General features: G+C 42.8%; 23 protein-coding genes. 12 read left to right on the forward strand and 11 right to left on the reverse strand.

What is annotated here, in order from left to right; translation table 11 throughout:
• Positions 1-52 precede the first annotated feature (52 nt).
• From ACIZ62_RS17775 to ACIZ62_RS17785, 3 genes are read right to left on the reverse strand one after another with little or no spacing between them, the layout of a single operon-like run.
• Positions 53-1,993 (reverse strand): ATP-binding protein, encoded by a 1,941-nt coding sequence (locus ACIZ62_RS17775; RefSeq protein WP_111888674.1) that lies wholly within the window; start codon positions 1,991-1,993, stop codon positions 53-55.
• A 34-nt stretch (positions 1,994-2,027) separates the two neighbouring features.
• Positions 2,028-2,387 (reverse strand): response regulator, encoded by a 360-nt coding sequence (locus tag ACIZ62_RS17780; protein WP_111888673.1) that lies wholly within the window; start codon positions 2,385-2,387, stop codon positions 2,028-2,030.
• 43 nt (positions 2,388-2,430) lie between these two features.
• Entirely contained in the window at positions 2,431-3,339 is a 909-nt protein-coding gene (locus tag ACIZ62_RS17785) for a hypothetical protein (RefSeq protein WP_414150810.1), read from the reverse strand.
• Positions 3,340-3,771: 432 nt separating this feature from the next.
• Between ACIZ62_RS17785 and ACIZ62_RS17790 the strand changes: the two genes are divergently transcribed.
• The 5 genes from ACIZ62_RS17790 to ACIZ62_RS17810 all read left to right on the forward strand — a co-directional run bounded on the left by ACIZ62_RS17790 (position 3,772) and on the right by ACIZ62_RS17810 (position 8,468).
• Entirely contained in the window at positions 3,772-4,875 is a 1,104-nt protein-coding gene (locus ACIZ62_RS17790) for an ABC transporter substrate-binding protein (RefSeq protein ID WP_414150811.1), read from the forward strand.
• 125 nt (positions 4,876-5,000) lie between these two features.
• Positions 5,001-5,828 carry an alkaline phosphatase family protein gene (locus ACIZ62_RS17795; protein WP_111888671.1) on the forward strand — a complete coding sequence of 276 codons (828 nt, stop codon included), beginning with the start codon at positions 5,001-5,003 and terminating at the stop codon, positions 5,826-5,828.
• Positions 5,809-6,666 (forward strand): ABC transporter permease, encoded by an 858-nt coding sequence (locus ACIZ62_RS17800; RefSeq protein ID WP_242988507.1) that lies wholly within the window; start codon positions 5,809-5,811, stop codon positions 6,664-6,666. Before ACIZ62_RS17795 ends, ACIZ62_RS17800 begins: the two co-directional genes overlap by 20 nt.
• The gene (locus tag ACIZ62_RS17805; protein ID WP_111888670.1) at positions 6,663-7,454 is read left to right on the forward strand and encodes an ABC transporter permease; all 792 of its coding nucleotides are present in this window, start codon (positions 6,663-6,665) and stop codon (positions 7,452-7,454) included. Before ACIZ62_RS17800 ends, ACIZ62_RS17805 begins: the two co-directional genes overlap by 4 nt.
• Positions 7,455-8,468 carry an ABC transporter ATP-binding protein gene (locus ACIZ62_RS17810; protein WP_111888669.1) on the forward strand — a complete coding sequence of 338 codons (1,014 nt, stop codon included), beginning with the start codon at positions 7,455-7,457 and terminating at the stop codon, positions 8,466-8,468.
• A gap of 190 nt (positions 8,469-8,658) precedes the next feature.
• On the opposite strand, the gene ACIZ62_RS17815 is transcribed toward ACIZ62_RS17810, so the two are convergent.
• Positions 8,659-9,267, reverse strand: a complete 609-nt coding sequence (locus ACIZ62_RS17815) for a TetR/AcrR family transcriptional regulator (protein WP_111888668.1) — start codon at positions 9,265-9,267, stop codon at positions 8,659-8,661.
• Between the two features lie 180 nt (positions 9,268-9,447).
• On the opposite strand from ACIZ62_RS17815, the gene ACIZ62_RS17820 reads away from it, so the two are divergent.
• Complete coding sequence (locus tag ACIZ62_RS17820) at positions 9,448-10,713, forward strand: MFS transporter (RefSeq protein ID WP_414150812.1); 1,266 nt, start codon at positions 9,448-9,450, stop codon at positions 10,711-10,713.
• Between the two features lie 109 nt (positions 10,714-10,822).
• Here ACIZ62_RS17820 and ACIZ62_RS17825 read toward each other — a convergent pair whose 3' ends face one another.
• Complete coding sequence (locus ACIZ62_RS17825) at positions 10,823-11,353, reverse strand: hypothetical protein (protein ID WP_111888666.1); 531 nt, start codon at positions 11,351-11,353, stop codon at positions 10,823-10,825.
• A gap of 105 nt (positions 11,354-11,458) precedes the next feature.
• Complete coding sequence (locus ACIZ62_RS17830; RefSeq protein ID WP_111888665.1) at positions 11,459-13,132, reverse strand: MutS-related protein; 1,674 nt, start codon at positions 13,130-13,132, stop codon at positions 11,459-11,461.
• A 304-nt stretch (positions 13,133-13,436) separates the two neighbouring features.
• Here ACIZ62_RS17830 and ACIZ62_RS17835 point away from each other — a divergent pair, with 304 nt between their 5' ends.
• Complete coding sequence (locus tag ACIZ62_RS17835) at positions 13,437-14,666, forward strand: multidrug effflux MFS transporter (RefSeq protein ID WP_111888664.1); 1,230 nt, start codon at positions 13,437-13,439, stop codon at positions 14,664-14,666.
• Between the two features lie 71 nt (positions 14,667-14,737).
• Here ACIZ62_RS17835 and ACIZ62_RS17840 read toward each other — a convergent pair whose 3' ends face one another.
• The 4 genes from ACIZ62_RS17840 to ACIZ62_RS17855 form a co-directional block, all read right to left on the reverse strand.
• Complete coding sequence (locus ACIZ62_RS17840) at positions 14,738-17,680, reverse strand: bifunctional diguanylate cyclase/phosphodiesterase (protein WP_111888663.1); 2,943 nt, start codon at positions 17,678-17,680, stop codon at positions 14,738-14,740.
• Between the two features lie 31 nt (positions 17,681-17,711).
• Entirely contained in the window at positions 17,712-19,172 is a 1,461-nt protein-coding gene (locus tag ACIZ62_RS17845) for an extracellular solute-binding protein (protein WP_111888662.1), read from the reverse strand.
• A gap of 355 nt (positions 19,173-19,527) precedes the next feature.
• Positions 19,528-19,977, reverse strand: coding sequence for a chemotaxis protein CheX (locus ACIZ62_RS17850; protein ID WP_111888661.1), 450 nt, complete (start codon positions 19,975-19,977; stop codon positions 19,528-19,530).
• Positions 19,977-20,396 carry a bacteriohemerythrin gene (locus ACIZ62_RS17855; RefSeq protein ID WP_111888660.1) on the reverse strand — a complete coding sequence of 140 codons (420 nt, stop codon included), beginning with the start codon at positions 20,394-20,396 and terminating at the stop codon, positions 19,977-19,979. Before ACIZ62_RS17855 ends, ACIZ62_RS17850 begins: the two co-directional genes overlap by 1 nt.
• A 170-nt stretch (positions 20,397-20,566) precedes the next feature.
• On the opposite strand from ACIZ62_RS17855, the gene ACIZ62_RS17860 reads away from it, so the two are divergent.
• Genes ACIZ62_RS17860 through ACIZ62_RS17870 form a run of 3 tightly spaced genes read left to right on the forward strand, consistent with a single transcriptional unit; the run spans position 20,567 to position 22,888 of the window.
• Entirely contained in the window at positions 20,567-21,286 is a 720-nt protein-coding gene (locus tag ACIZ62_RS17860; protein ID WP_111888659.1) for an ABC transporter ATP-binding protein, read from the forward strand.
• Positions 21,286-22,026, forward strand: a complete 741-nt coding sequence (locus ACIZ62_RS17865) for an ABC transporter permease (protein ID WP_414150813.1) — start codon at positions 21,286-21,288, stop codon at positions 22,024-22,026. Before ACIZ62_RS17860 ends, ACIZ62_RS17865 begins: the two co-directional genes overlap by 1 nt.
• A 13-nt stretch (positions 22,027-22,039) precedes the next feature.
• Entirely contained in the window at positions 22,040-22,888 is an 849-nt protein-coding gene (locus ACIZ62_RS17870) for a MerR family transcriptional regulator (protein ID WP_111888657.1), read from the forward strand.
• 95 nt (positions 22,889-22,983) lie between these two features.
• Here the strand turns inward: ACIZ62_RS17870 and ACIZ62_RS17875 are convergent, their stop codons facing one another.
• The gene (locus ACIZ62_RS17875; protein ID WP_242988506.1) at positions 22,984-23,925 is read right to left on the reverse strand and encodes an alpha/beta hydrolase; all 942 of its coding nucleotides are present in this window, start codon (positions 23,923-23,925) and stop codon (positions 22,984-22,986) included.
• Between the two features lie 364 nt (positions 23,926-24,289).
• Here ACIZ62_RS17875 and ACIZ62_RS17880 point away from each other — a divergent pair, with 364 nt between their 5' ends.
• Entirely contained in the window at positions 24,290-24,964 is a 675-nt protein-coding gene (locus ACIZ62_RS17880; protein WP_111888655.1) for a response regulator transcription factor, read from the forward strand.
• Positions 24,952-26,130 (forward strand): sensor histidine kinase, encoded by a 1,179-nt coding sequence (locus tag ACIZ62_RS17885; RefSeq protein ID WP_111888654.1) that lies wholly within the window; start codon positions 24,952-24,954, stop codon positions 26,128-26,130. The genes ACIZ62_RS17880 and ACIZ62_RS17885 overlap by 13 nt, the downstream gene beginning before the upstream one ends.
• The last annotated feature ends 22 nt before the right edge of the window (positions 26,131-26,152 follow it).

Consider the following 26,152-nt stretch of genomic DNA (forward strand, 5'->3'; position numbering starts at 1 on the left):
TCGTTTTAATTCTTGATTATGGCTCTAAAAATCTTTCTACTGCGTCCGAAATTTACTGTTTCTCATATGGCACAACAAAGGTGAAACGGGTATACTTACCGAGCTCCGAGTCGATTGCTATTTCGCCACCGATCGCGCTGATTTCGGCATTGACTGCGGCCAGACCCACACCTCTGCCGGAATACAAATCGACGGTGTTTTTGGTTGAAAAGTCGTCCAGAAAAATCGTTGCCAGTCTTTGTTCCCGGGTGAGTGTTGCAAACTCTTCAGCTGAATAAATTTGCTTTTCCAGTGCTTTTTTCTGGATAATCTCCAGATCAATGCCCTTGCCGTCATCCGCCAGAGAGATTAAAAAGTGGTCGCCTTCATTTTTAAGCTCACAGGTAATTTCCCCGCATTCCGATTTTCCCGCGCCCTCGCGCTCATCCGGGTCTTCAATGCCATGGTCAGCCATATTACGAAACACATGAACCAGCGATTTCATAAAAGAAGCATAGCGATCTCTGTCAATAAACACATCATCCCCACTAATGATGATATCATCAATATCTTTGCCAAAACGATCCGCCAGCGTCTTTACATAATCATTATAATCCCTAATCAGGTCTTTTACATTAATGAAGAAAAGACTGTGAAATAGCTTAATAATCTCAGTTTGCTCTTCTTTTTGGAACACCGCCACAATTTTATTTTCGATTTCGGCAACCCGCTGCCGACTGACCGTCACGCGATCTTCATTTTCAAAATACTGGGCTCCCAGCGCCTCAGTAATAATTTCGCTATCTTTTTCTAACAGTTGATCGCAGTCAATCTGCTCAATAAATTTCCGGATTTCATCGTTAGTAATGGTTTTTATCCGGTTTTGCATCTCACTTAAAGCGTCTTCCAACCGATGTAAACCTTGGGAGGTGTGAAAAAGGCCATTCAGAGCAAAATCACCCTTCATGGTATGAACAATCCGAAAGACATACTGCAAAATTAATTGGGGGCTCTGCTTGTTATCCAATAGCGGCAAGACATCTTTTTTTATAAAGCTCTGCAATTCCTCGATGGACTGAGTAATTTCGCTTTTACTGCTGATGGCCCGGACAATCAGCTTAATATTATTTTTTTCTTCTATCGTTTTTAGCTCCAAGGCTTTTTTTTGCGTCACATCCGTCAGAATCATCATAATTGATTTCCCCGTCTCGTGGGGAATAATTTTATACTCCGTGTGAATATACCGCTCATGAATTTTTAATTCCGGCGGTAGGATCGACAGGTAAACCTTATTTTGTGTTGCATCACCACTGAGAAAGACATTTTCAAAAACATTTTGCATCATCCTGATACCGTCGGTGTCAACATAACGTTTAAGCACTTCTAAAAAAGGTTGCCGACCGATTGAAACGCCAAAAATACTATCACATTCCCGGCTGTATTCTTCAGAAATAAGCAGGTCATTGCCAAAGAAAAGAAACCCTTGTCCGGCATGATCCAAAAGATTCTTGATGGCGGCATTTTTTTGCTCAATCTCAATGCGATGCCGTTTCTCGGTTTCATGGGTTTGCTTTAAGATCCGCTGCTGAGCACTTAAAAGTTTGATTTCTCGTTCCTTGGTTTTAGACATTTCAATTAGAAACTCTCTGATATTAACAACCCCGGCATAATTTTTATTATCGAGAATCACGATAAAATCATAAATACTGTCCTGGTTTCTGCTCATGGCAATAAAACCAAGCTTAGCCATATCACAGCTTTTATCTACACAGGTCAGATCTGATTTCATCAGTAGGGTCACATCGCGGTCCATATACAAGGCATAGCCAAATTGGCTGCCTATTTTCTGGTAGAAATCGTTCCGCATCAAAATACCGATTGGTTGTTCGTCATTGACAATAACAACGCCTTCCGCTTCTTTGTTTTGTTCAAAGTAATGATGAATCGTGTTTCCCCTCTCCATCGCCGAAAAGGTTGGAACCGCCTGCGCCAGTTTAGCAATCGTTTCAATCATTAGATCTCTCGTCCTTCCAAAATCAAGCTAAAAATTAAGCTAATGCTTCTGCTATCGTCGTGATCACCTGATCATTGGCAAAAGGTTTGGTAATATAATTTTTAGCACCGGCATTAAGGGCCTCCAGAATCGTACTGCCTTTACCGAGGGCGGTAATCATCACGACTTTAGCCGCCGGATTAACTTTGATAATATTTTTTAAAACGGTAATGCCATCGACATCCGGCATGGTAATGTCCATCGTGACCAGATCAGGGGATAGGTCTTGATATTTTTTAAGACCCACCGCGCCATCACCGGCTTCCCCAATAATTTCGTGATTTGCTGTTTCCAATATTTTTCTGAGTTTTTTTCGGGATACTGCTGAGTCATCCACAATCAATATTTTAGCCATAAGAAACGCCTCCTCTTACTTATTTTAAAATCCTAGGGTGTTACTAACAGTTTTTTAGAACAAAATTTGGGCTGGTAGCCGCATACAGAAAATCGATTTTTCCAAAGCTTAAATAACAGGGAATCACGTACAGTGCTCCTGTTGGTTTTACCTCACCAGCTTTTTTTACTTCTGTGACCAGCAGATCCAGCTCAATCCCTCGATGGGCCAGTTGAGATAAGAATAACCCATTATGACAGTTCATAAATTCGCCCAACGAATCGATCGCCAGTTCGTTCATCCCACTAATCTCTTCTTCTGCATAAATACCAGCAAACTGTGCCAGCACTGTTTCCGAAGCTGCAAAACCGCTAAAGAAATTATACTCGCCTTCAGTTCCCTGAGTAACCAGATAATCATAGGCATAGGAATCCACGGTAACTGCGGCTTCCATCCGGATTTCATCATCGATAAAGCGGACAATATTTCTAAGGAAAAGTTCAAAATAGTCACGAAGTATTCGATCATCATCCCCTGATAAATTTTTTAGAAATATTTCTGCAATTTTCGTGATGTCATTGTTTTTAAGCACCTGGATCTCATCGCCAGTCAGCTTAGAATCTGCTTTGTATTGAAGCATCGCGTCTTCATATTGCCCCAGGGAAAAGATGCCCTTCTCAATAAGAAGCTGTCCCAATAAACTATTTGATTTTTTTTGGGCGTTTAGCAGTTCGACCACCTGATTTTCAATAAGGTACCCTTCCTCAATGGCTAATTCGCCAAATCTTTTATCCTTTGCTGCCTGAAGCTTATGGATTTTATCAACTTGCTCTGCATTCATATAACCAGCATCAATCGCCAGAACACCTAATTTCACCTTGACTGATTGCTGTTGTGCTAAAACCATTCTGAGTTCTTCTGGTTTGATTAAATTTTTCTCCAGAAGATAATTGCCAAAATACTGATTAAACATAAAAATTCCTTTCAATAACGATTTAAATAGTATCAACAGTCTGCGTACTAAAACAAAGAGTCGCTCATTAATAAGCAACTCTCCGACTGTGAATAAAGAATAACCCGCTTCTGACCATAATATTTCGATTGTACAGGGGGGCAATCAGAATATTATCAATCAGAGAGTGTTTATCGATCATTCTAAATTATTTATTCTTCTTATTGTAGCCGGATTATCGTCCTCATTAAAAGGCATTCCCGGTAATTTTTGAGTTAAGAATTGGTTAAATTTATGTTAAGTGTTTCTCTCTCCAAATTTTAACCCTTTTTTAACATTTTTGACAATTATCCAGGATCACTGATGTATTATGCTGTATAACAATATGATCAGGCTCTTTAAAATTAGAGCAGACCGCTCTTTAAATAGTTAAACCGATTAAAGGAGAAAGTGATGATGAAAAGACGAAGTATAAGTGTGGCCGTGGCTTTTATTTTAGGTGTTAGCTTATTATCCGGCTGTACCCAGAGTGCTGGTGCCGAGAAAGTGGATCTAAACAGCTTAAGTCTGGACGAAATTGTGACCGCTACCAAGACCGAAGGCCGGGTCGATTCCGTCGGCATGCCCGATACCTGGGCCAACTGGGGTGAAACCTGGTCAGAGTTGAAAACGACTTACGGGCTGGAGCATTCCGATACGGATATGTCCTCGGCGGAAGAGCTGGCCGTTTTTGAATCCGAAAAAAATAATGCCACCAAAGATATCGGTGATGTTGGTCAATCCTTTGGTCCCGTTGCCGAAGAAAAAGGGCTCACGCAGGCCTATAAAACCAGCTATTGGGACAGTATTCCTGATTGGGCCAAGGATGATGACGGCGACTGGATTATTGGTTATTACGGCACCATTGCCTTTATTACCAATACCGCCCTGGTTCCAAACCCGCCGAAATCTTTTGCTGATCTTATGACTGGGGATTATGTTGTCGCCGTCGGGGACGTCACCAAAGCCTCCCAGGCCCAAAACGCCGTGCTGGCCGCAGCGATTGCCAATGGCGGATCTGAGAGCAATATTAAGCCCGGACTGGATTTCTTTAAAAAGCTGGCTGAACAGGGTCGACTGGACAAGGGCGAGTTGTCTTTATCCCGCCTCGAAAAAGGTGAGGTGGCCGTGGCTATTTTATGGGATTATAACGCCCTGGGTTACCGGGAGCAGTTTTTAACCAACAATCCCAATGCCGCCTTTGCGTTAAATGTCCCGGTTGACGGTTCGATTCAAAGTGGCTATGCTACCGTGATTAACGCCTATTCCAAGCGTCCTCATGCGGCGGCGTTGGCCAGAGAATATATTTTAAGCGACGAGGGCCAGATTAACCTGGCTAAAGGTTTTGCCAAACCGATCCGCAGCGACGTTGTTCTGCCGCAGGAAGTCGCCGCTAAAATGATTCCCGACGAACAGTATGTCAAGGCCAGAATGGTAAAAGACCGGGAAGCCTGGACTGCCACAACCGAAACCATTGGCACCCTCTGGCAGGAAGATGTCATGGCTTATGCCAAATAAAATAGCTTAAGCTTCTGAAATGGTATTGAATATCGTTTTAATATCATATTTAAAATTGTATTACAGCAAATTAAAATCGCCCTGAATACACGACCGTGTATTCAGGGCTTATAACGAGGTGAACGATGGGGAAAACAGTCTTTATCTTAGTGGATGGTTGCGGATTTGATCTGGCAACCGAAAATTTTGGATTTATGGAACATCTGGTGGAATCCGGGCGATGTGCCAAATATAAGGTCATGGGCGAGCTGCCCTCCAGCTCCCGGCCGATTTATGAGACCCTGTTTACCGGCCTTCCGGTTTGTGAACACGGGATTGTTAACAATCTGGTGGTACGCCACTCCCAAAAGGAGAACCTGTTTCGTTTGTGCCATCAAAATAACCTAGTAACCGCCGCTGCCGCCTATCATTGGATCAGTGAGCTTTATGTTAAAGCACCCTTTAACCCCTTAACCGATCGCCTGCAAATGGAAGGCGATGGCATTGACCATGGCATCTACTATTTTGATGACAGCTATCCCGATTCCCATGTTTTTTCAGATGGTGAGTTTCTAAGAACGCGCTTTGCGCCAGATTTTTTATTTGTTCACTCCATGAACATTGATGATGCCGGACATCATCGGGTTCTGGACCCGCAACGCTATCAACAAAAAGCCATGGAGATGAACGTGATCCTATCGAGCTTTATTTCAATCTGGATGGAAGCTGGCTATGCCATCGTTCTGAGTGCCGATCATGGTATGAATCGGTATGGTTTTCATGGCGGAAACACCATCGATCAGCGAACAGTCCCTTTATATATTTGTTCGCCCACTGTCAAAACAGGATTTTTTACCGATGAACCCATCTCACAACAGTTAATCGCGCCTTTACTGTGCAAACTGCTGATGATTAATGAAGGTCGCGAGATGCAGGATTTAAGGAGTCAGAAAATTGAATTTCTTGAGTCGTAAAAAAATCGACACCTACCTTTTAGCCTTGATTCCCTTTGTGCTGCTGACTCTGTTCTTTGAAATAATCCCCCTGGTCATGACGATTTTTCGTTCCTTTATGGTCGAAGGGGGCACAGGTATTACCCTGGATCACTACGTTGCCATTTTCACCAAGCCCCTTTATCAGCAGGCCATTGTCAACAGTCTGATCATCTCGATCGCTTCGGCTTGCGTGGGGATTGTGATTGGTTTCTTTGGAGCCAAGGCTGGAAACAGCACCGATTCCAAAACCAAAACCTGGTTTATGACGATTCTTAATATGACCTCAAATTTTGCCGGGGTGCCACTGGCTTTTTCCTACATGATTATGTTTGGCTCTACCGGCGTATTTGTCATCATCGGTTCAAAACTGGGGATTGATGCCCTGGCTCATTTTGATCTCTATACGGTAACGGGACTAGCTTTTATCTATATTTATTTTCAGATCCCGCTGGCGACCCTGTTACTGTTTCCGGCCTTTGAGGGAATCCGCAAGGAATGGATTGATTCGGTAAAACTGCTGGGTGGATCGATGTGGGAATTCTGGAAATCTGTGGGAATCCCGGTGCTGACACCAGCGATTCTGGGAACCATGAGTGTTCTTTTTGCCAATGCTCTGGCTGCCTATGCAACGGCTTATGCCCTGCTGCAGAATAATTTCTCGTTACTGCCAATCCGAATTACCGAGCAGTTTGTGGGCGATATTGTCCAACGACCGGCCTTCGGGTCAGCCCTTGCAGTCGTCATGATGCTCTTGATGGTACTCGCAGTGCTGCTCCAGAATTACATGGTAAAAAAACAGGGAGGCCGAAATCAATGACTGAAAAACCAAACAGTAAGCCGATTATCCTGTTGATTTGTTTTTATCTGATCTTACCAATTTTGATGACCTTTATCTATTCCATTTGTATGGAATGGCGGGATATTCTCCCCCATGGCCTGACCTTCCGGTATTATATTGAAATTTTTACCGATATGGAGTTTCTGATCGCCATTGTTCGCACCATTATTATTTCGGTGGTACCGGTAGTAATTTGTACGGTTACTGTACTCCTGGCGATGTATGTTATTTTACTTTATTTACCGGGGCTTGATAAATACATGCAGATTCTCACCATGATCCCTTATTCTATTCAGGGAGTCATCTTATCGATTGGGGTCTTGTCACTCTATGCCAATGCACCGATGCCTCTGTCTAATCGTTTTGTGATGCTGACCGGAACCTATTGTATTATCATTTTGCCTTATATTTATCGGGGTATCAAGAATTGCATGACAACTATCAATGCCAAGAATTTAATCGAGTCGGCCCAGATTCTTGGTGCCAGCAAAGCCTATGCCTTTATTTCGATTATCATCCCGAATATTTTATCCGGCATTAAGGTGTCGCTGATGTTATCCATGGCGATTATTTTTGGCGATTTTGTGGTGGTTAATATTATTGGCGGAAACTATTATCAGACGGTTCAAATCTATCTCTACCGCGCCCTATTCCGATCCGGTCAATTGAGTAGTGCCATCATCGTTGTCCTGTTTCTCATCACCATGGCCTTGTCAGCCGGTGTATATGCCTATAAAAAGCCACATCATGACCAGGAGGAAATTTAAATGGCAACCATTGAATTAAAAAACATCAATCACTTTTATGGCAAAAATCACGTTTTAAAAAATCTTGATCTGGTCATTGAAGCCGGGAGTTTTGTGACCCTGCTCGGACCTTCCGGGTGCGGCAAAAGCACCTTACTGCGGGTGCTTTCTGGTCTGGAAACCATTTCGGATGGCCAGATTATTTTAGGTGGCCAGGACATCACCCATAAAGACCCCAAGGATCGGGATATCGGGATGATTTTTCAGCAATACAGTCTGTTTCCCAATATGACTGTTCTGGAGAACATCCGTTATGGACTCAAGCTTAAAAAAATGAAGCCGGAAATCATTGATGAAAAAGCTCGCAATGCCATCCAGATGGTGGAACTTACAGGAAAGGAGCACCACTATCCGGCTCAGCTTTCCGGCGGCCAGCAACAACGGGTTGCCATTGCCCGGTCCATCGTAACCAAACCCAAGGTGCTGTTACTGGATGAACCCCTAAGCGCCATTGATGCCAAACTGAGGCGTTCACTACAAGCCCGGATTAGAGAAATTCATAACGAAATGAAGATCACCTCCGTTTTTGTGACCCATGACCAAAATGAAGCGATGATTATGTCGGATGTCATTCACCTGTTTAACAATGGCAAAATTGAGCAATCCGGAAAACCCTTTGACATCTATACGGCACCAAGCACCTATTTTGCAGCAGAGTTTATGGGTAATTACAATATTATTCCCGGCCAGGTCTTTTCAACTATTTCCGGCGAAGATTATCCTGATGGACAAAAAATCGCCATCCGTCCGGAAACAGTGGAAATCTCGTCCGAGCCCCATGCGTTTCGAAACGAAGCCTATCAGTTCACTGGCATCATTAAAGAGCACACCTTAAGGGGTAACATTTTAAGCTATACGATCAAGGCTAATGGGCTCACCCTAAAGGCGGATGTTTTGTTTCGCAGCTTTAAGTTATTTGATGATCACACGACGGTTAATCTACTGATTGAAAAGCGTAATTGTCTTAAGATTTGAGCGGATTTGAGATTATTAAATAAGCCCTATATGAACCCCAATAATAAAGTTGAGACCGCAAGAAAACCAGGTCCTGTATAGATTTCTCCAATAACAACACATACTACGGCCGCGAATGGCAATTCCGACCGCATTAATGTGAGAATACCTTTTTTTTAATTTATCATCCGGCCCCTCATATTTACGCGTTTTAGTTATCAAATAGATACCAATAGACAATTTGTGCCAATTGCTCCTCATATTCTCTTTTGTCGACATCTTCCGGTAGTTTAGCCATTAATTCGGAGGTGCCCTGAACCAGAAAATAAGCCATTTGAGACATCACCAGAGGATTGGCGGTGCGCTTTATGACATGGGGACTATCTTTACAGAAGTCATAAATTCCGGTTATTATTTTGTCATAGAACGCGCCGATAATTTTGTTTAATTCAGGATTTGCCAGGAGAATACTGTCAAAGTCCTGAAACATAACCTGATTTTCAAACGCATGATCCATGCCATTATGAACGTATTTTATAATCGCCGCTTTGGCATGATCCGGCTTCTCATTGAGATTTTGTGTCAGTTCGCATAAATCCGCAACATTTCTTTCCAGATGGATGATCATAATCTCCTGAAAAATGCTTAATTTATCCGGAAAATAATTATAAAAGCTGCCGGTTGCAACCCCGGCCTCCTTGGCAATTTCTTTGGTATTGGTATGATAATAACCCTTCACATTAAACAAGTGTTTTGCCGCTTTTAATATTTTTTGTCGATTTAAAATGGTTCGCTCCTGGATTTTCTTTTCTTTCTCCATTTTCCTACCCCTGCTTTCTCTATAAACATCCTCTAACTCTTCTTAAGGATAGTCTGAAAGTGATTATTTTGCAAGATCTTGTTAAAAATGAACTATGGTTCATTTTTTTATTGACAATCGATTTATGATAACCTATACTGATTATAAAAGTGAACTATATTTCATTTTTAGGAGGTTGATATGAAAGCAGAAAAATTATTCAATAAAAATTTCGTTATTATTGGCATCGGACAATTCATCAGCATGTTTGGCAATGCCATGCAGCGCTTCGCCTTTTCACTTTACATTCTTGATCTTACCGGCTCGGCCGCGGTGTTTTCCCTGATTATTTCGCTATCCATTTTACCGGCCATTTTCCTGGCACCGATTGGCGGTGCGATTGCCGACCGGATGAGTAAAAAACGGATGATGGTCGTCCTCGATTTTTGTTGCACCATTATCATTGCTTTTTTTGCTGCTTTCATTTATGGCAATGACCAGCAAATCCTCTGGATCGGGATTCTCATCTTTGTTTTGTCGATTATTAACAGTGTTTATGAGCCCACTGTCCGGGCCAGCATCCCCAGCGTCATTGCCCCTGAACATTATAATGCTGGAAACAGTATGATCGGTCAGATCAGTGCTCTAACGATGTTACTCGGTCCCATCTCAGCGGGATTCTTGTATGGGATCTTGGGGCTTAAGGTTATTCTGATAATTAATATGATCAGTTTTTTTGTTTCTGGTGTAATGGAATTGTTCTTAACCATCCCTTTTAAAAAAAGCAAAATGAACGCCTCGCCACTTGTGACTTATGCCAAAGATATTAAAGCAACGCTTAAATTCTTATCTCAGGATAAACCCTTTGTTTTATACATCTTGTTTATGGCAGCCGGAATCAATCTTTTTATGACCCCACTTTATACGGTGGGTGTGCCCTATGTCGAAAAGATTATTCTGGGGGTATCCGATCAACTCTACGGCATCTCTGAAGGCCTACTGGGAATGGGGATGATTATCGGAGCTATCTTTTCGACAGTTGTTGCTAAATATAATCCTTTTGAAAAGCTGCATCGGCTCTTTATCCTTATGGGCATTGGTATTCTGGGGATGGGTTTGAGTTTAACCCCCTGGCTACTTGGTAGCACTCCACCGCATCTGACCGCTTATATCCTCTTTACCCTGTTCGGATTTATACTGATGTTTTTTGTTGCCAATGTCAACATCCAGGCGCTGACCTTTATTCAGCTGCAGGTCCCCCAAAATTTAATGGGTAAAACCATGGCCCTGACCACTGCTCTATCCACGGCTTTTATGCCCATTGGACAAATTATTTTTGGCCAGCTCTATGATAAATTGAGTTCTGGTTTAATTGGAATTTATCTGATCATCACCGCTTTGACCTTTGGTGTCGCAAAAATCCTCCAGTACATGAATGCCTGTCGCTTGGAGATCGAACACGCTTAAGCAATTTAATCGTGAATGTGCTTATACCTATAAAGACGCAAAAACGTAGTCTAAAGATATTAACGCCATACCGCCGATGCCAGTCTCATATTTACTCTGCTGCACGATATCACGCGACTTTTTTAGCGATATCAATGAGCACCCCCAGCACTCCTTTTTTTCTCACCAGAAAAATCATCGGCAGAATAATCATCAATGCTCCAAAGACGACAATCAGCGGGGAAAAACCAGTTTCTACCATAAATTTGGTAACGTCATCCCCTTGTGGTACTTCTGTAAATATACTGCAAATGGGCACCAGAATCCAAGCAAATACAGAAGCAATACTGATCAGCGAAAACATGAAATAGAATTGATGATAGAGCATTCCCTTCTGGGTTCGTCGATAAAAAAACAACAGCAAAAAACAAACGATAATCGGGAATAATGCTCCTGCCGCATGAAACAAGGCAAATTGAAAGCGGTTAAACACACCGCCTTCATAAGCCATACTAGCACTCAAAATGCTAAATTTTGTGATTTTTGCTCCACATGCCAATGCTACCAGACAATGTCCTGCTTCATGCAAAGTGATATAAGTTACGACTGCAATCACCGTGGCTAGTATTGTTGATAAGACATACTTTGTTTTGATATTCATTTCCAATTCTCCTGACTTTGACATTCAGTCTCAATACCCAAGTCAATTTTTTTGACCTGTGGGCATAATTATTTGAAATATAATCTGTTCTTAATTTTGGGGGGATTACCATTTTAAGCAGTCTGGCCATTTTTCAGTTTCCACAAAGGTATCCACCAGTACATTCGCATTTTTAATGATCGTCTGGTCAAATTCCAGATAATTTAACAAGGCAATGGCATTTTTTGTTTGCGCCGGGCCAGCGTGTAGTTGATAATCAAAAAGAATGGTTTCATCGGTGATGGTCTCCTGAAAATGATAATTATTATAGGTTTTCGATAGAATATTGGTGAGTTCGATGTCGTGGGTAGCAATCAGACACAGACAATTTTTCTGGTCAAGATAATTAAGGATTGCTGATGAGGCTGCAATCCGTTCAATGGTATTCGTGCCTTTTAGTATTTCATCAATAAAACAAAGGCAGGGATGATGGCTCACCTGATCAAGGGTCCGCTTCAGCGATTTGATTTCCGCCATAAAGTAACTGTCGCCAGTCAATATATCGTCTCGCACGGCCATGGACGTAATCGGCAGACAATGGCAAAGAGAAAAACTGCTAGCCGTACAGGTGTAAATGGTTTGAGCAAAGATACTGTTAATGGCCAAGGCCTTAACAAAGGTCGATTTTCCCGACGCGTTAGACCCGGTGATTAAACTGTTTTGACTAAGGTCAAAATCATTGGGGACCGGTGATTCTAACAGTGGATGATATAAATCAGTGGCGACAACGTTAAACGACTCTGAGAAGGATGGGGTCACAGTACCCGACAAACTTTTGCGAAAAGAAGCCAAAGCGATGGATATATCCAATTCGCCGATATTTTGATAAATGCGGTGAAAGGCTTCTTTATTTTTGGTCACCAATGCAATGGCTTTGTTATAAGTCCTGAAATCATAGAGTGTCATAATCTTAAAATATTCCAGCAATATATCAAGATCAGAACCCGCTCCCATCATGATTCCCGAGAGTTTGCCAGCGAGAAATTTGAAGGGTTCATTATCTTCCCGGATTTGTTCGAGAATCTCTTTTAGTCCATCGCTTGTTTGATACGCCAATAAGCGATTGCAACATCTGAGTATGGCCGATAAATACTGAATGACCAATAAGTTTTTTGCAATTTCCTTTTTAAAATAATAATAAACGCCACCGTTGGTTATGAGCGAAATAATTAGGCCTACCAGTCCAATCATTGGATTGATCAGACAAACCCCAGCGCAGAAAAATGGAATAACCGTTAGAATCGTATAAACTGACGGATTTTTTAATGCTTTTAGCTGACTTTCAAAAATCAATGCCGAAACGTCATTGTAGTTTGATCGGCCCAATTTAGAAAGAATGATTTGAATTTCCAGCCGTTCTTTGGGATTGTCCTCAAAAAAAGCAATTATCTTCTCTCTCGCCTTAAGCGGTTTATCATCCCATCTTGGCTCATGAAGCGTTGCATACAGCACCTCATCACCAACGGAGGACAAGCAGGTGTTCAACCGTTTAAAGACATCGTCCATGTCCAGATCACTCCAGGTTAATTCGTCAATGGCTACATCAATGGTTTCATATTTGCGCTTTCTATCCCAATAATTGGATACACTTCCCCAGATATCCGGATCAAAACTGCTTGGCGCCTTTCCAAAGGCATTTATTAAGTGTTTCCTTAAATTTTTTTCGGCTTTTCTTTTACTAATTAGACTAACAACGAAAATCGCTATGATGCCAATAGCGATAAAAAACAATATCTCCATTTCGACTCCTCACGTTCTGGCCTTTCTGTAATAATATCCGGTGACTGTCAGAAAAGCCTGCGTTTACTATAACGCTTCATTTATTCAATGTCAAATGCGTCTTTATTTTTCGACCAGACCGGAAGGCCGCTATTGCTTTATAAAGACAATTACTTATTTAGATGCAATTTTAAGTGCTTCATTTTTGCTTTTAGCAAAATAAAAGCATAACAAACCCCAAACTATCCTTGAAAAATAATATTTATTGGCTATAATATTAAATATGGTTAAAATATAATCCTAAATTTACAGAATGTGAGAAAAAATGAATAATCCGAAAAATGCTTCAAACGATAGCACCTCTAAACAAAAATATCTGGGTGATCGAGGCCTGCTGGTTTTCCTGGTTTTCTTGAGCGCTTTTGCGCCGCTGTCAACTGACCTTTATTTGCCAGCCCTACCCACCATGACCACCTATTTTAATGTGCCTGGCTACCTGACCAACCTGACCCTGATCCTATTTTTTATTTTCTTTAGTGTGGGGATGTTAATTTGGGGACCGCTCAGTGATAAGTTCGGCCGCCGACCGGTGTTACTGGTGGGCGTTACCGGCTATGCCATCGCTGGCCTACTCTGTGCCGTTTCAGGCAACATTTATCAGCTTATTTTTTTCCGGGTCTTACAAGCCATTGGCGGCAGTTCGGCCAGTGCGGTGGCCACAGCCATTGTTAAAGATGTCTACCTGGAAAGAAAACGGGAAAAAACACTGGCCATCGTTCAGTCGATGGTTATCATTGTTCCGGCTGTTGCTCCCGTGATCGGGGCGCTGCTATTGACCCTTACCTCCTGGCGGGGAATCTTTATCATTCAGGGCCTACTTGGTATCATCATTCTTCTGGGTTCAATCGCCTTTCAGGAAACCATTGAAAAACGGGGTTCTGGAAGCATTCTACGTACCCTGGGGCGACTGGGGGTGGTGCTTAAAAATCCGGCCTTTACGTCCCTGCTTTTTATCTTTTCCTTATCTAGCATTTCAGGGTTGGCCTTTATCTCATCGTCCTCCTACATTTATCAAAATGATTTTGGCGTTAGCAGCCAGATTTACAGTTACTTTTTTGCCTTTAACGCCCTGGCCATGATGTTAGGTCCACTAATTTATATCAAACTGTCCAACCACTTCAAACGCTTTTCGATTATTAATCTTTGTTTTGGTATCACCATTTTAAGCGGTCTGGCTATTCTTCTGTTTGGGCAAAGCAATCCCTTTATCTTTGCCCTGGCATTATTTCCGGCAACCCTGGCCAGCAGTTGCGCCCGGCCGCCCAGTGCCTATCTGATGCTCGATCAGCAAACCGAAGATGCCGGTTCAGCCTCTTCACTGATGGGGTCTTTTGCCACCATTATGGGAAGCCTGGGGATGATTATTATTTCCTTTAACATGGACAACCTGATCCTCATCATCGGATCACTTAACATCATCTTGGGGCTGCTTTCGGGCGGACTATGGCTGGTAGTCACAAAAACGCCGCTACTTAGCAAAATCAGAGAAGCCTGATTTATTTCTTTATCGCTTTTACGTCACCTGAAAAAACCCTTATCCGACACTATTGTGGATAAGGGTTTTTCCTATGCTTTTTTATGCGCATTCAAAATTTCTTGTTGTAATTCCGGATTGATTGCTGAAATCTCAAACTCCGGTTGGCCCAGATAAAAGCCCTGAGCGTAATCAACGCCCATTACAATGACAGTAGCCAGGTCCATTGCGTCTTCAATCCCTTCTGCAATCACCTTAACTCCTTTTTTACGACAAAAATCAACCAGATTAGCAACCAGATTTTGTTTGTCAACATTACAATGAATACCCTGAATCATCTCCATGTCGATTTTTATGATATCCGGTAAGAGCGATAAAATCCGAATTTCGTTAGAATAACCGCTACCAAAATCATCCAGTGCAATCTGCATGCCACTATTTTTGATATGAGCAACCTTTTTTAATAAACTTTCAGGACTGCGACCATCTTCTTCCGTCATTTCGATTACCACATTTTTAAAGTGGTGACTATAACGGGATGTGATTTTTTCATTCGCCTCGTTGCTCAGTACCTGACTGGGAATACTATTAATAAATATTTTACACGCTCCAAATTCCTGAGCATGAGCTTCAATTGTTTCAAATGCCATCACAATAAGCATCCGTTCCAGCTGTGCTGATTTTGACTGGGCGGCAGCAACGGCCAGAATTTCAGCAGGATTTTTAAAATTATCCAGCAATGGCCGCATTAAAAATTCATATCCTAAAATTTCGCCGGATTTCAAATCAATAATCGGCTGAAAGGCAAAGCGAATCAGTTGTTCATCCAATAGTCGATTGATCGCCTCGCGATTTTCCAGCAGATAGGACATCTTTTGATAATATTCCCGATTAAATTCAAACAAGCGCCCTTTTTCCTTGTGTTTTGCCTCATACATCGCAAAATCTGATAGTTTTAACAAATCCATCACGTCAGTTGCGTCCTGAGGATACCAGGCAACCCCCGCTGAAAAACGGATCTGGTTGTCACTGCCATCCGATGTGGTTAGACAGAATTGCTTGCCATAATTATAGAGATTTTTTAGAATCTTTCGAACTTCCTCCTGATTGCCGCAATTATGCAAATAAATGGCAAACTCATCTCCTGAAATCCGGGAAACAATGCCGTTATATTGTTCGAAATACCGGAAGATTTCACTGGCCCGAATAATCAACCGATCCCCTACATCATGACCAAAATTATCATTAATGTATTTAAGATTATCCAAATCGATGAAAATCATGGCCCCGATTTCATCTGGCTTTTCTTTGATTATTCGACTGGTCTCCCGTTTCAAAGCAGTATTACTAAACAAGCCCGTGAGCGCATCATAATCCAACTCATTGGTTAAACGCCGTTTTTCTTCGATATCTTCTGTCACATCCTGGATCACACCAACCACACCGTTGGGTGATTTAGCCTCTAAAATACGAAGCCAAAGCTGTTTCTTGGTGTAGTCATCATAATACGCATAAATGTTTTCCTGATCTTCCACCGGTTGCTGAGTCAGTTTCTGATAGTATTTACTCCAGTCGGCCTGGGAAATTTGACTGCCGGGGTCCACATGCAGCAGCCAGTATAAAAAGTCCGTGAAAATTACCTGGTTGTTACTATCTAGAACTTCGTAACCACCAATTGGCAATAAACTGAGTTCTAAGATTTTAGAGGTAGTTTTAGAAACATTCTTTAGTCTTTGATTTAGCAATTGAACGGCCGAGGTCAGATCATCCACTTCAAGCATTCCGGTTGGTTTGAAATAAATTTCGTCGTAAGGCGACAACTCCCGAACATATTTTGATAACCGTGAGATTTTGCGGGTGAAAAAGTAGACCAGTACAAAAACCGCCGTGAATGCCAGCAAGGTGGTGAGCAAAATACTATAAATCAACTTCTCCTGTACCGTTATTGAATTTTCTCGTAATACTTCGCTGGGCACAAAACAGGCTAAGCTCCAGTTTTGATCAGCAAAAGGAGAGTTGTCGCTATAAACCTTCAATTCCCGAATTGAACAAACCATCGGTCCCAACTCGTTTAACATAATTTCAAAGGTTCCTTCATTTTTTAGTGGCTTTAATTTCAGCTGCTCGCCACTTTTTAAATAAGTTTCTGCCAATACCCCGCCGGGAATAAACCAGTCAAGATTCAAGACTTTATCCTCTAATCCCGCGATAACATAGAAGCTGTTAGGATAAAGAAGGTCCGAATCCGGCAGATACTGTTGAGAAAAATAAGGCATATCAATTTCGATCCCAACCACCCCATAGCCGTTCCCATTTTCGTCTAAAATAGGAAGGGTATAACTAACCACTTGTTGACTGTCGTTTAGCAGATCCCGGGGCGTTGACCAATAGCCATAGCGTTCCATTTCAGCATTTTTAAACTGGCTACTGGCCCAGATTGGCTTTTCATAAAAATCAAATGCGCCATTATACTCATCTGATCGCATCTCCAGATCCCAACGGATGCTGGTTGCCATAGTATAGTGTTTGGAAACCGCAATCGGTCCAATTTCAAGCAAATAGTTTGACATCCTACCGCTATCCGGGGTGGGATTGCGAATATAAACCGCCGAATGAGCAGAAGGATCCTCTTTGTTTGAATTGGATCCGTTTAAAACAAAAAATGCACCCGTTACCCGATTCTCTTTTAAGATTGAAACCAATGTCTCGCTGGCCAGCATAGCCGCCTCATGATACGAATCATCATCAAGATACAAGCGCTCTGGTGAACGCTCCTGTTCTTGCGATAATAAAGTTAGTTCTGAACTCAATTGTTCGGTCTCGTCAGCCATATTTGCAATTGTCTGACCAACCGATGAATTAAATGTTTCCATCCGGGTTTTTGTCGTATTACTTAGCAAACGGACCGCTTCCGCATCCAGCATGGAAAACACCTGGGATACCCATAGGGCCAATAATAAGGCAACGCTTTGAAAGATCACAATCAAAGCCAGTAAAATATTCAACTGTCTACGGAGAGTCCAGGTTTTTTTCATATACTTTTCCTTATCAGATGATTTTTATGGCTTAAATTTCAGTATAGGATATCCCCAGTTCATCAAGTTGGCTACGAATAGTTGAAAGCCATTCTTCGAACTGGGCATTTAGATCCAATTGCGCTAATATTTCGTCCTCTGACAACCCCTGTGCCTTTAATGTAGCGGCATTCTGACGTCCGGATTCGCCCATGGCCTCCAGCGATTTTTCCAGAATGGTTCGCACCTCATAGCTTCCATTAAAAGGTAATGAGGCATAGGTATCCCTTTCCATAATCTGATTTAGGGCAATGTCATAAACTGCAGCAATATTTTTTTGGGCGGCCCCGCCTGCCCGCATATTTCCCAGCGATGCCTTAAAATCCGCATTTTCGTAAGCAGCCGTTTGTACCGGTAAGTAGCCAGTAGTCATGGCAAACTCAATATTCCGGGCTTCAGAGGTGAACCATTTCAGAAAAACAGCTGCGCCTTCCTGTTTTTCCGGCGTTGAATTTGCAATACTCATCCCTGCCCCCTGCTGTATCGCATCTGGATTTCCCCCTTCAAAGACCGGATAAGACAGGGCCAGAAAGTCAATTGGGGCCTGGGTATTATCTTTTTCGATCCAAGTTGGAAAATAAGCCGCGCCCGACGATGAACCCACGTAGGCTACCAGATCGCCGGCTTTAATGTCGTCTGAGCGAAATTTACCGACGGCGTTAAAATACCCTAAGCTCATTGCGCCATAATAAGTATCAAAGACTTTTTTCATCACTTCCCGATTCAAAACCATCTGCTGATTTTCTCCATCAATGACTTCTACCCCCAATTGCTTATTGCCGATAATTACATAATTAGCAACCGAATCAATGCCAACCATGCTTTTCCCATCCCAGATGGTTTCTGGCGTCAGGTTATCCGTCCATTTGTAATAGTCCCGGGATGCCTCATAAACCCCTTCCCAGGTATTTAGCTTATTTGCATCTCCTCCACCTTCCAAGACAAATTTGTTCCAGGCCGTTTCGTTGACATAAAGCAGCTCGGTACTTTTTACAATCGGAAGAACTAAGAGCTGATCGCCATCGAACAAGCCATCATTTAAAAATTCTTCCACGTACAGGGCCTTCTCCTCTTCTGATAAGTAAACGTTTAGATCGCATAGCTTTCCGAGTGCATTAATTTCTAACGCCTTGTCCGGATAACAAGAAAACAATTCCGGCATGGCTTCGGCATTAATAACCCCTTTCGCTGAATCAGTAACGGCTTTTTCCAGCTCAGCAATACTACCTTTAGCCACGGTATTAATTACCACCCCTTTTTCGGAGCCCACGCTTTTGTTAAAGGTGTCCGCAGCTGTTTCCAGGGCGATCTTATTATCTCCGACATAATAGTGCCATAGGGTAATGGATACCGGATTCTTGGGATCCAAGGCGGTTTTTGTTCCTGTTGAACAGGCCGTCAGTAGCATTAACAGCCCCATTGCCAGACAAACCAGTTTAATCATTCTTTTCATTTTCTCACTCCATTCCTTTAATCTAAACACATGCTTAATAATTATCAGCTGACGATTGATCGTTCAACTTGTTTTTTGATTGGATGATTCCTCTGTATTTTAACAGAGGTTCAGCTGAAAGAAAAGATAATAAAACAATACCTCCTTCCATCAATCGTATTTCTGCTTCATTCTTATTACTCATTAAGACCTAAAAGAAGCTCCGACAATATATCAGAGCTTCTTAGCTTTAAATCATATTTACGCTTAGAACATATCGCCGACTGACCGCTTTTCTTGCTGCCGGCAGGGCTTTATCCGTACCAAAATTGATAGTCCCAATGAAGAATACACCAGAAAATTATCGAAGGCCGCCTCAGCTGGCTGGATTCAAACGTATTTCGAGACCAACATCACCCACTGACGTGGTCATACAGCATATCTTCTGCAGGCTATAGTCGGCGTTTTCTTTACCCATTCCCTGAACCGGGGGGAGAATATCGCAGGTTAGATTTTTTTCCGAAAGAATCGTCAACACGTTGCCGCTGATTATGTTGGCAATCTCCGAAATTGCCGAAATCACAAACTCATCGACCGCATCAAATTCCATATTGCTCATGATTTTTACCATCCCCAGTGATGTCTCATGGGGAAACCGATAAATCACTTCTCCCTTTAAATCCCCAATCACACCGATGACAATATCCAGCTCGCCGTTACACTCGAAGCGTTCTACCAAAGCATCGGTAACGTCTGTAAGATCCATCATTAGTCCAAAAACATTGCTGGTAGCCTCCAGAAAAGAATTGTAAACCTGTGTCTGCATCACTGTTGTCCTCCCGTCTCCAAGACATAATTGGCAATTTTCTGATCTTCTGAAGCAACGTGATTGATCAGCCACGCCAAAAGTTTCCCGGCAAACTGCTGCATTAATTGTTCATCAAAGCCGCTTTTTTCATACTGAGCAGAAACCGCCAACACATAATTAACCATATCTGCATGAATCTGCTTATGTGCCTCATAGCCGGGATAGCCAATCTGTTGTTGATAGACTTCTTCATCGCGAAAGTGCTCCACCACATAAGCCTTCATAAATTCCAGGGTTTCATTGACCTGTTCGATCTTCGTGTCCCAGGACTCCGAAGAGCGGACCGTCTGCATAAAGCTTTCAACCCGATTAAATAACTCCCGATGCTGGGTGTCCACTACAGTCACACCCAACGCGTACTTATCTTTCCAAAGCATAAAATAAATCCTTTCTTAATTGCGTCTCATTCTGATTTATATAGTATAGCACTTTCGTTTTAAAATTTGCAAGTTTCTTTCAATATTGTCCTAAAAAGATTTTTCGCACTTGACTCTCCCCGTAGGGGAGGCCCTATACTTCAACGTGAAGTAAGAACTTGGAGGTATAAATGGAAACATGTATTGAAGTAAAAAACCTGACCAAACACTATCGTAACCGGGTAGCCGTCAACAACCTGAGCTTCTCGGTTAAAAAAGGCGAGGTCTTTGGTTTGCTCGGACCCAACGGTGCTGGTAAGTCGACTACCATCGATTGTATTCTGGGTCTTAAACCCTTTGACACCGGCTCGGTCGCGGTACTGGGATTAAACCCGGTTAAAGCCCGCAAACATCTTTTTGAGCGGGTGGGGGTTCAGCTCCAATCCTCCAGCTATCAGGGCAATATCCGGGTTGGTGAAATCTGTGAGGAAATGGCCGCACTTTATCAAAACCCTGCCAATTACAACAGTTTACTGACTCAGTTCAAGCTGGATCAGTATGCCCGCCAGCCGGTTGCCAAACTGTCGGGCGGTGAAAAACAAAAGCTCTCAATTCTGTTAGCGCTCATACCACAACCAGAGGTCATCTTTCTGGATGAGCTGACCACCGGACTGGACACTGAAGCCCGGCGGAGTGTCTGGCAGGTGCTTACTGATTTAAAGGAAAAAGGGCTCACCATCTTTCTCACCTCCCACTACATGGATGAGGTGGAAGCCCTATGCGACCGGGTCTGCATTATTAATCAGGGCCACGCGATCGTGACCGATACGGTTTCCCGGCTGATTCAGAATAGTCCCCATCAACGGCTGGAAGAAGCCTATCTGTGGGTCATGAAGGAAGGAGTCGCCTGATGAAAAAATTTCTTACCTTGTTTAAAATTGAGGGTAAACTGAACCTGCGAAGTATCGACGGGATCTTTTTTGGTGTCTGCATGCCGCTCGGCATTATGCTGCTAATCGGCTTGATTGCTGGCGACAATCCGACGACGGATGGGGCCGGGTATACGCTGGTGGAAAGTTCCTTTGCCGCCCTGGTTGCCGTAGCCATCTGCGCCACTGCTTTTATGGGGATTCCGCTAACCATTGCCGATTACCGCGATAAAAAAATTCTCAAACATTTTTTTGTAACACCGGTCAGCCCAATGATGTTATTATGGACCCATGCAGTCATTTGCATGTTGCTTTCGATTGTCTCTGCCCTACTAATTTACGGCGTTGCCCGGCTCTTCTTCGGGTATCAACTGATTGGTTCACCGCTTTTCTTTGTGGGCTCTTACTTTCTGGTGATGGTGTCGATGTACAGTTTGGGTCTGCTGATTGCCAGTCTGTGCCGGACTGTTAAAATGGCCAACCTGGTTTGCAGCGTGGTTTATTTTCCGATGCTTTTTTTATCCGGGGCCACCATCCCCTTTGAAATCTTCCCCGAACCGCTTCAGTTCGTCGCTGGATTTCTGCCCCTGACCCAGGGGATCAAACTGCTAAAAGCTTCATCGCTGGGGCTTGAGGTGAATCTTTTAGTACCGCTACTGGTTTTATTTGGTGCTCTGATTCTGGGCATCCTGCTATCGATGCGATTCTTCCGTTGGGAATAAGAAAGGAAAAGCAATGAACGAAACCTATCAATGTGAACGAAAAGAAAATACGATCTATTATAAAATCGGGCTGTTTTCAAAAATGAACCGGGTCACCATCAAGGCGTTGCGTCATTATGACGAGATCGGGCTCTTAAAACCGGCTGCCATAGAAAAATTTACCGGTTACCGCTATTACACCTCTGAGCAGCTGCCGCTTCTCCATCAGATTCTGGCACTGCGGGAAATGGGTTTCACCCTGGACGAAATAAAAAAAGTCCAGGGCGGCACCCCGGAGAAAGATCTGCTGACGCAAAAACGACTGGAACTGCTTAAAAGAATCGCCCAGGATACTCTGCGGCTGTCTCAGGTAGAGTCTTATCTGGTTAAAAATGATGGTGAATCCGCAGGCTATCATGTTATTCTCAAAGAGCTGCCGCAAGTGATTGTAGCATCCTTACGCACCACCATTCCCAATTATGACGCCCTCTTTTCGGTGGTTCCGCCAATGGGGGCTGAAATGGAACGACTCGGCTGTGTCTGCGCGGTCCCTGAATATTGTTTTAATATTTATCATGATGGTGAATACCGCGAAACCGATGTCGATGTGGAAATTTGTGAAGCGGTCACCGCAGTAAAAGAAGATTCTGAGATGCTTAAATTCAAGGTCATTGATCGGGTCAAAAATGCGGCCTGCGTGCTTCACAAGGGCCCTTACGAAGGGTTCCCCAACGCCTACAACGCCATCCTTAAATGGCTGGAACGCAACGGCTATGAAATCATCGATCATCCCCGGGAATCCTACATTGACGGGGCCTGGAACAAAGATTCAGCCGCGGACTGGCTGACCGAAATCCAGTTTCCAGTAAAAAAAATTAATTGAACGAACATTCAGGCCCATAACTTTTAAGCCTTATTTTAGTCTCCCGCCGTCAAATTGTGTTCCCTATCTGCCATGATTGGAGAACACCCGGACAGTTAGCGGCCTTTTTCACTTATCCCAAACGCAGTTTTTAACGCCTTAACCCGCCGCATCAGACTTTGTTTGACAATCTCGCTGTCTTCGGCAATTTCAAATCCATGAATGGTACCGGTCGTCTGGTTGAGTTCAACGGGTACTTGATGTTTTTTAAGCGTTCTGGCAAAAAGAATACCTTCATCCCGGAGACAATCAAACTCTGCCACTTCGACATAAGCCGGCGGTAGGTTCAAGAACGAAGCCGCTTCCATGGGTGACGCATAAGCCCGATCCACCGAACACCCGTCGGCAAGATAAAGGTTCCACATTTTTTTATTCTGTCTGGCATTCCAAAGCGGCGTATCCAGATATTTTTTCATCGAATCGGTGTTTAGCCGGGCATCGGTAACCGGATAGATAAGCATCTGAAAGCAGAGTTTTTGCGCTTTTCGATCTCTGTCCATCAAGCAGAGTGCCGCTGCCAGGGCACCACCGGCACTGTCTCCACCAACTGCAATTTTATCGGGATCGACACCGATTTCGGTGGCATTCTGATAAATCCAACTAAGAGCTGCGTAGCAATCCTCAATACCAATCGGGAACGGATGCTTAGGCGCCAGTCGATAATCAACAAACACCACCTTACAAGGGGTTTGCTTTGCATACTCGCCCATCAGACGCTTATGAAAGGCGGCAGACTTCAGTACAAAGGCCCCGCCATGAAGATAAATAAGACAGGGCAACGGATCTTTTTCCGCTGCTGGTTCATAAATTATCAGCTCCAGCGGTTCGCTTTTAAAACCCGGGATCATTTTTCTTATTTCCCGGACACCCGGCTCTGGCAACCGTTTGTTAAAGCCCGTTTCAATGATCCCGTTCATCAGCGGTAATAGTGCTTTTGCTATCGGCGTCTGAATTTTTTCATATTTCTTAAAATCCGGATGGATTGGGTATTTCGACACTTTTTCTCCTGCCTTATTCTTTTTTAATCTCTGATTGTTCTGGTTTTCTAATTTTACCATGTTGTTGGAGCCATGACAAACTAAACCTTATGGAGTATGTCTAATCAGTTCACTTGAGTCAGTATCACAAAAGCTAACACCGCTAACCCGACGAAAAAAAATCAAAAAGTCCCACCCACCAAAACGAAGCTCACAAAGGCTTGTTCACTTAAAAAGAGCTATTGTTTAGCAAAGGACGGGGGTTGACATGGATGGTACCCTAATTATAGAAATGCCTGCTGACGAGTGGCAAAAAGAAATTTAAAAAGTTGATAAATAGTTGAATGTTTTTTGCTATATTCAAACAATTAAGGAGGCGTGAAAAATGAAAAACAAAATTTTACTTGTTGATGATGAGCCTGACATTGTAACCATGCTTAGTAGATTCTTTAAAAGCAGAGGCTATCAGGTTCTTACGGCTATAAACGGAGTTGATGGCTTAAAGCAAATTGAACATAATCCTGATATTATTTTACTCGACATCAATATGCCGGGATTAGACGGATTGGAAGTCTGCGAGCGTATCCGTAATCATGTATCATGCCCGATCCTCTTTCTAACTGCGAAAATTGAGGATGCCGATAAAGTAAAGGGCTTTGGTGTGGGTGGTGATGATTATATTGTCAAACCATTTTCGCTTGTCGAATTAGAGGCCAGAGTACAAGCTCATCTCCGTCGCGAAACTCGCCATAATCTCAAAACACAATTAAAGTTCTCAGGGGAACTCACAATCAACTTCTCGGCGCGTTGTTTATTCTGTAAAGGTGAGCAGGTTATGCTTGCAAAAAAAGAGTTTGATATTATCGAACTCCTATCGCAAAATCCGGGACAGGTTTTTGACAAAGAACGGATTTATGAACGCGTTTGGGGATATGACAGCGAGGGCGACAGTAGTGTAGTAGCCGAACATATTCACAGAATACGAACGAAAATTGCGTTATATACACAAAATACATATATTGAAACAGTGTGGGGGTGTGGCTATAAATGGATCAGATAAAACAAATTCTGCATCAGTTGTCTTTAAGAAAAAGCCTTGTACTTTATGTTTCTGTGTTCGCTGTCATTGCGCTTGTATTAAGCATAGGTACTTCTCTTTTATGTAATAATGCCACCTCAAATATTAAGAATTCATATCCTCCAACAGGAGAAAAATACTACCTGACTAACGAAAATGGGGAGCAGTTAGGTGAGGGGACTTATATCGGCGGCGAAACCTCTCCATTATCCATGCTGGATGAACGCTTAGTATCCATATATGAACTTGTTCCAATTATCGCAACGCCTCTTTATTCTGCATTATCAATCATCATAGCGGCTTTGCTCTTTTATAAGAACAAATTGAGAAAACCACTTCTAGCGTTAAGAGCGGCATCAGAAAAAATTACAACGAGTGATTTAAATTTTACGGTTGATTATAGCAGTGAAGACGAGTTGGGCCAACTCTGCGCTTCCTTTGAAATCATGCGGATCACCCTTGCCAATAATTTTTCCGAAATGTGGCGACAGGCTGAAGAACGCAAGCAACTTAACGCAGCATTCGCCCATGATCTGCGTACTCCGCTTACGGTACTAAAAGGCTACGACGAAATGTTACAAACCAGTAATGACGCGATAACAAAAGAAATTGCCATTACAATGGGTAAGCAAATATTCCGGTTAGAGCGCTACGTTGACAGTATGAGCCGCTTACAGCGATTGGAAGACGCACAGCCGGAATATCGTGAAATATCATTACCTGAATTTTTATATTCTCTGGCTGAAAATGTTGATATGCTTTGCTCACAAAACGGCAAGCAGCTTCTCCTTCAAAAAAACACCACCTCCATGTCCTTTATTGTTGATCGGTCATTTATTTCGCAAGTTAGCTATAATTTAATCTCAAATGCACTCCGCTACGCCGTTTCCACAATCACGCTGACGTTTGAAGAAAAGCACAACGGTCTGTTGCTGTCGGTGTCTGATGATGGCAAGGGCTTTGGTAAAAATACGATACAGCAAGCAACAAATCCATATTTTACTGAAGAAAAAAATCATTCCGAACATTTTGGACTTGGACTTTATCTCTGTAAAATGCTATGCGAACATCATGGCGGCTATCTTAAACTTGAAAATCTTTCGGTTGGTGCAAAGGTAATGGCTTTTTTCAAAACTCCACCTTTGTAGATAAAAAGTTGAACATTGTATT

The sequence above is a fragment of the Acetobacterium carbinolicum genome, assembly GCF_047456275.1.
GTDB lineage: Bacteria > Bacillota > Clostridia > Eubacteriales > Eubacteriaceae > Acetobacterium > Acetobacterium carbinolicum.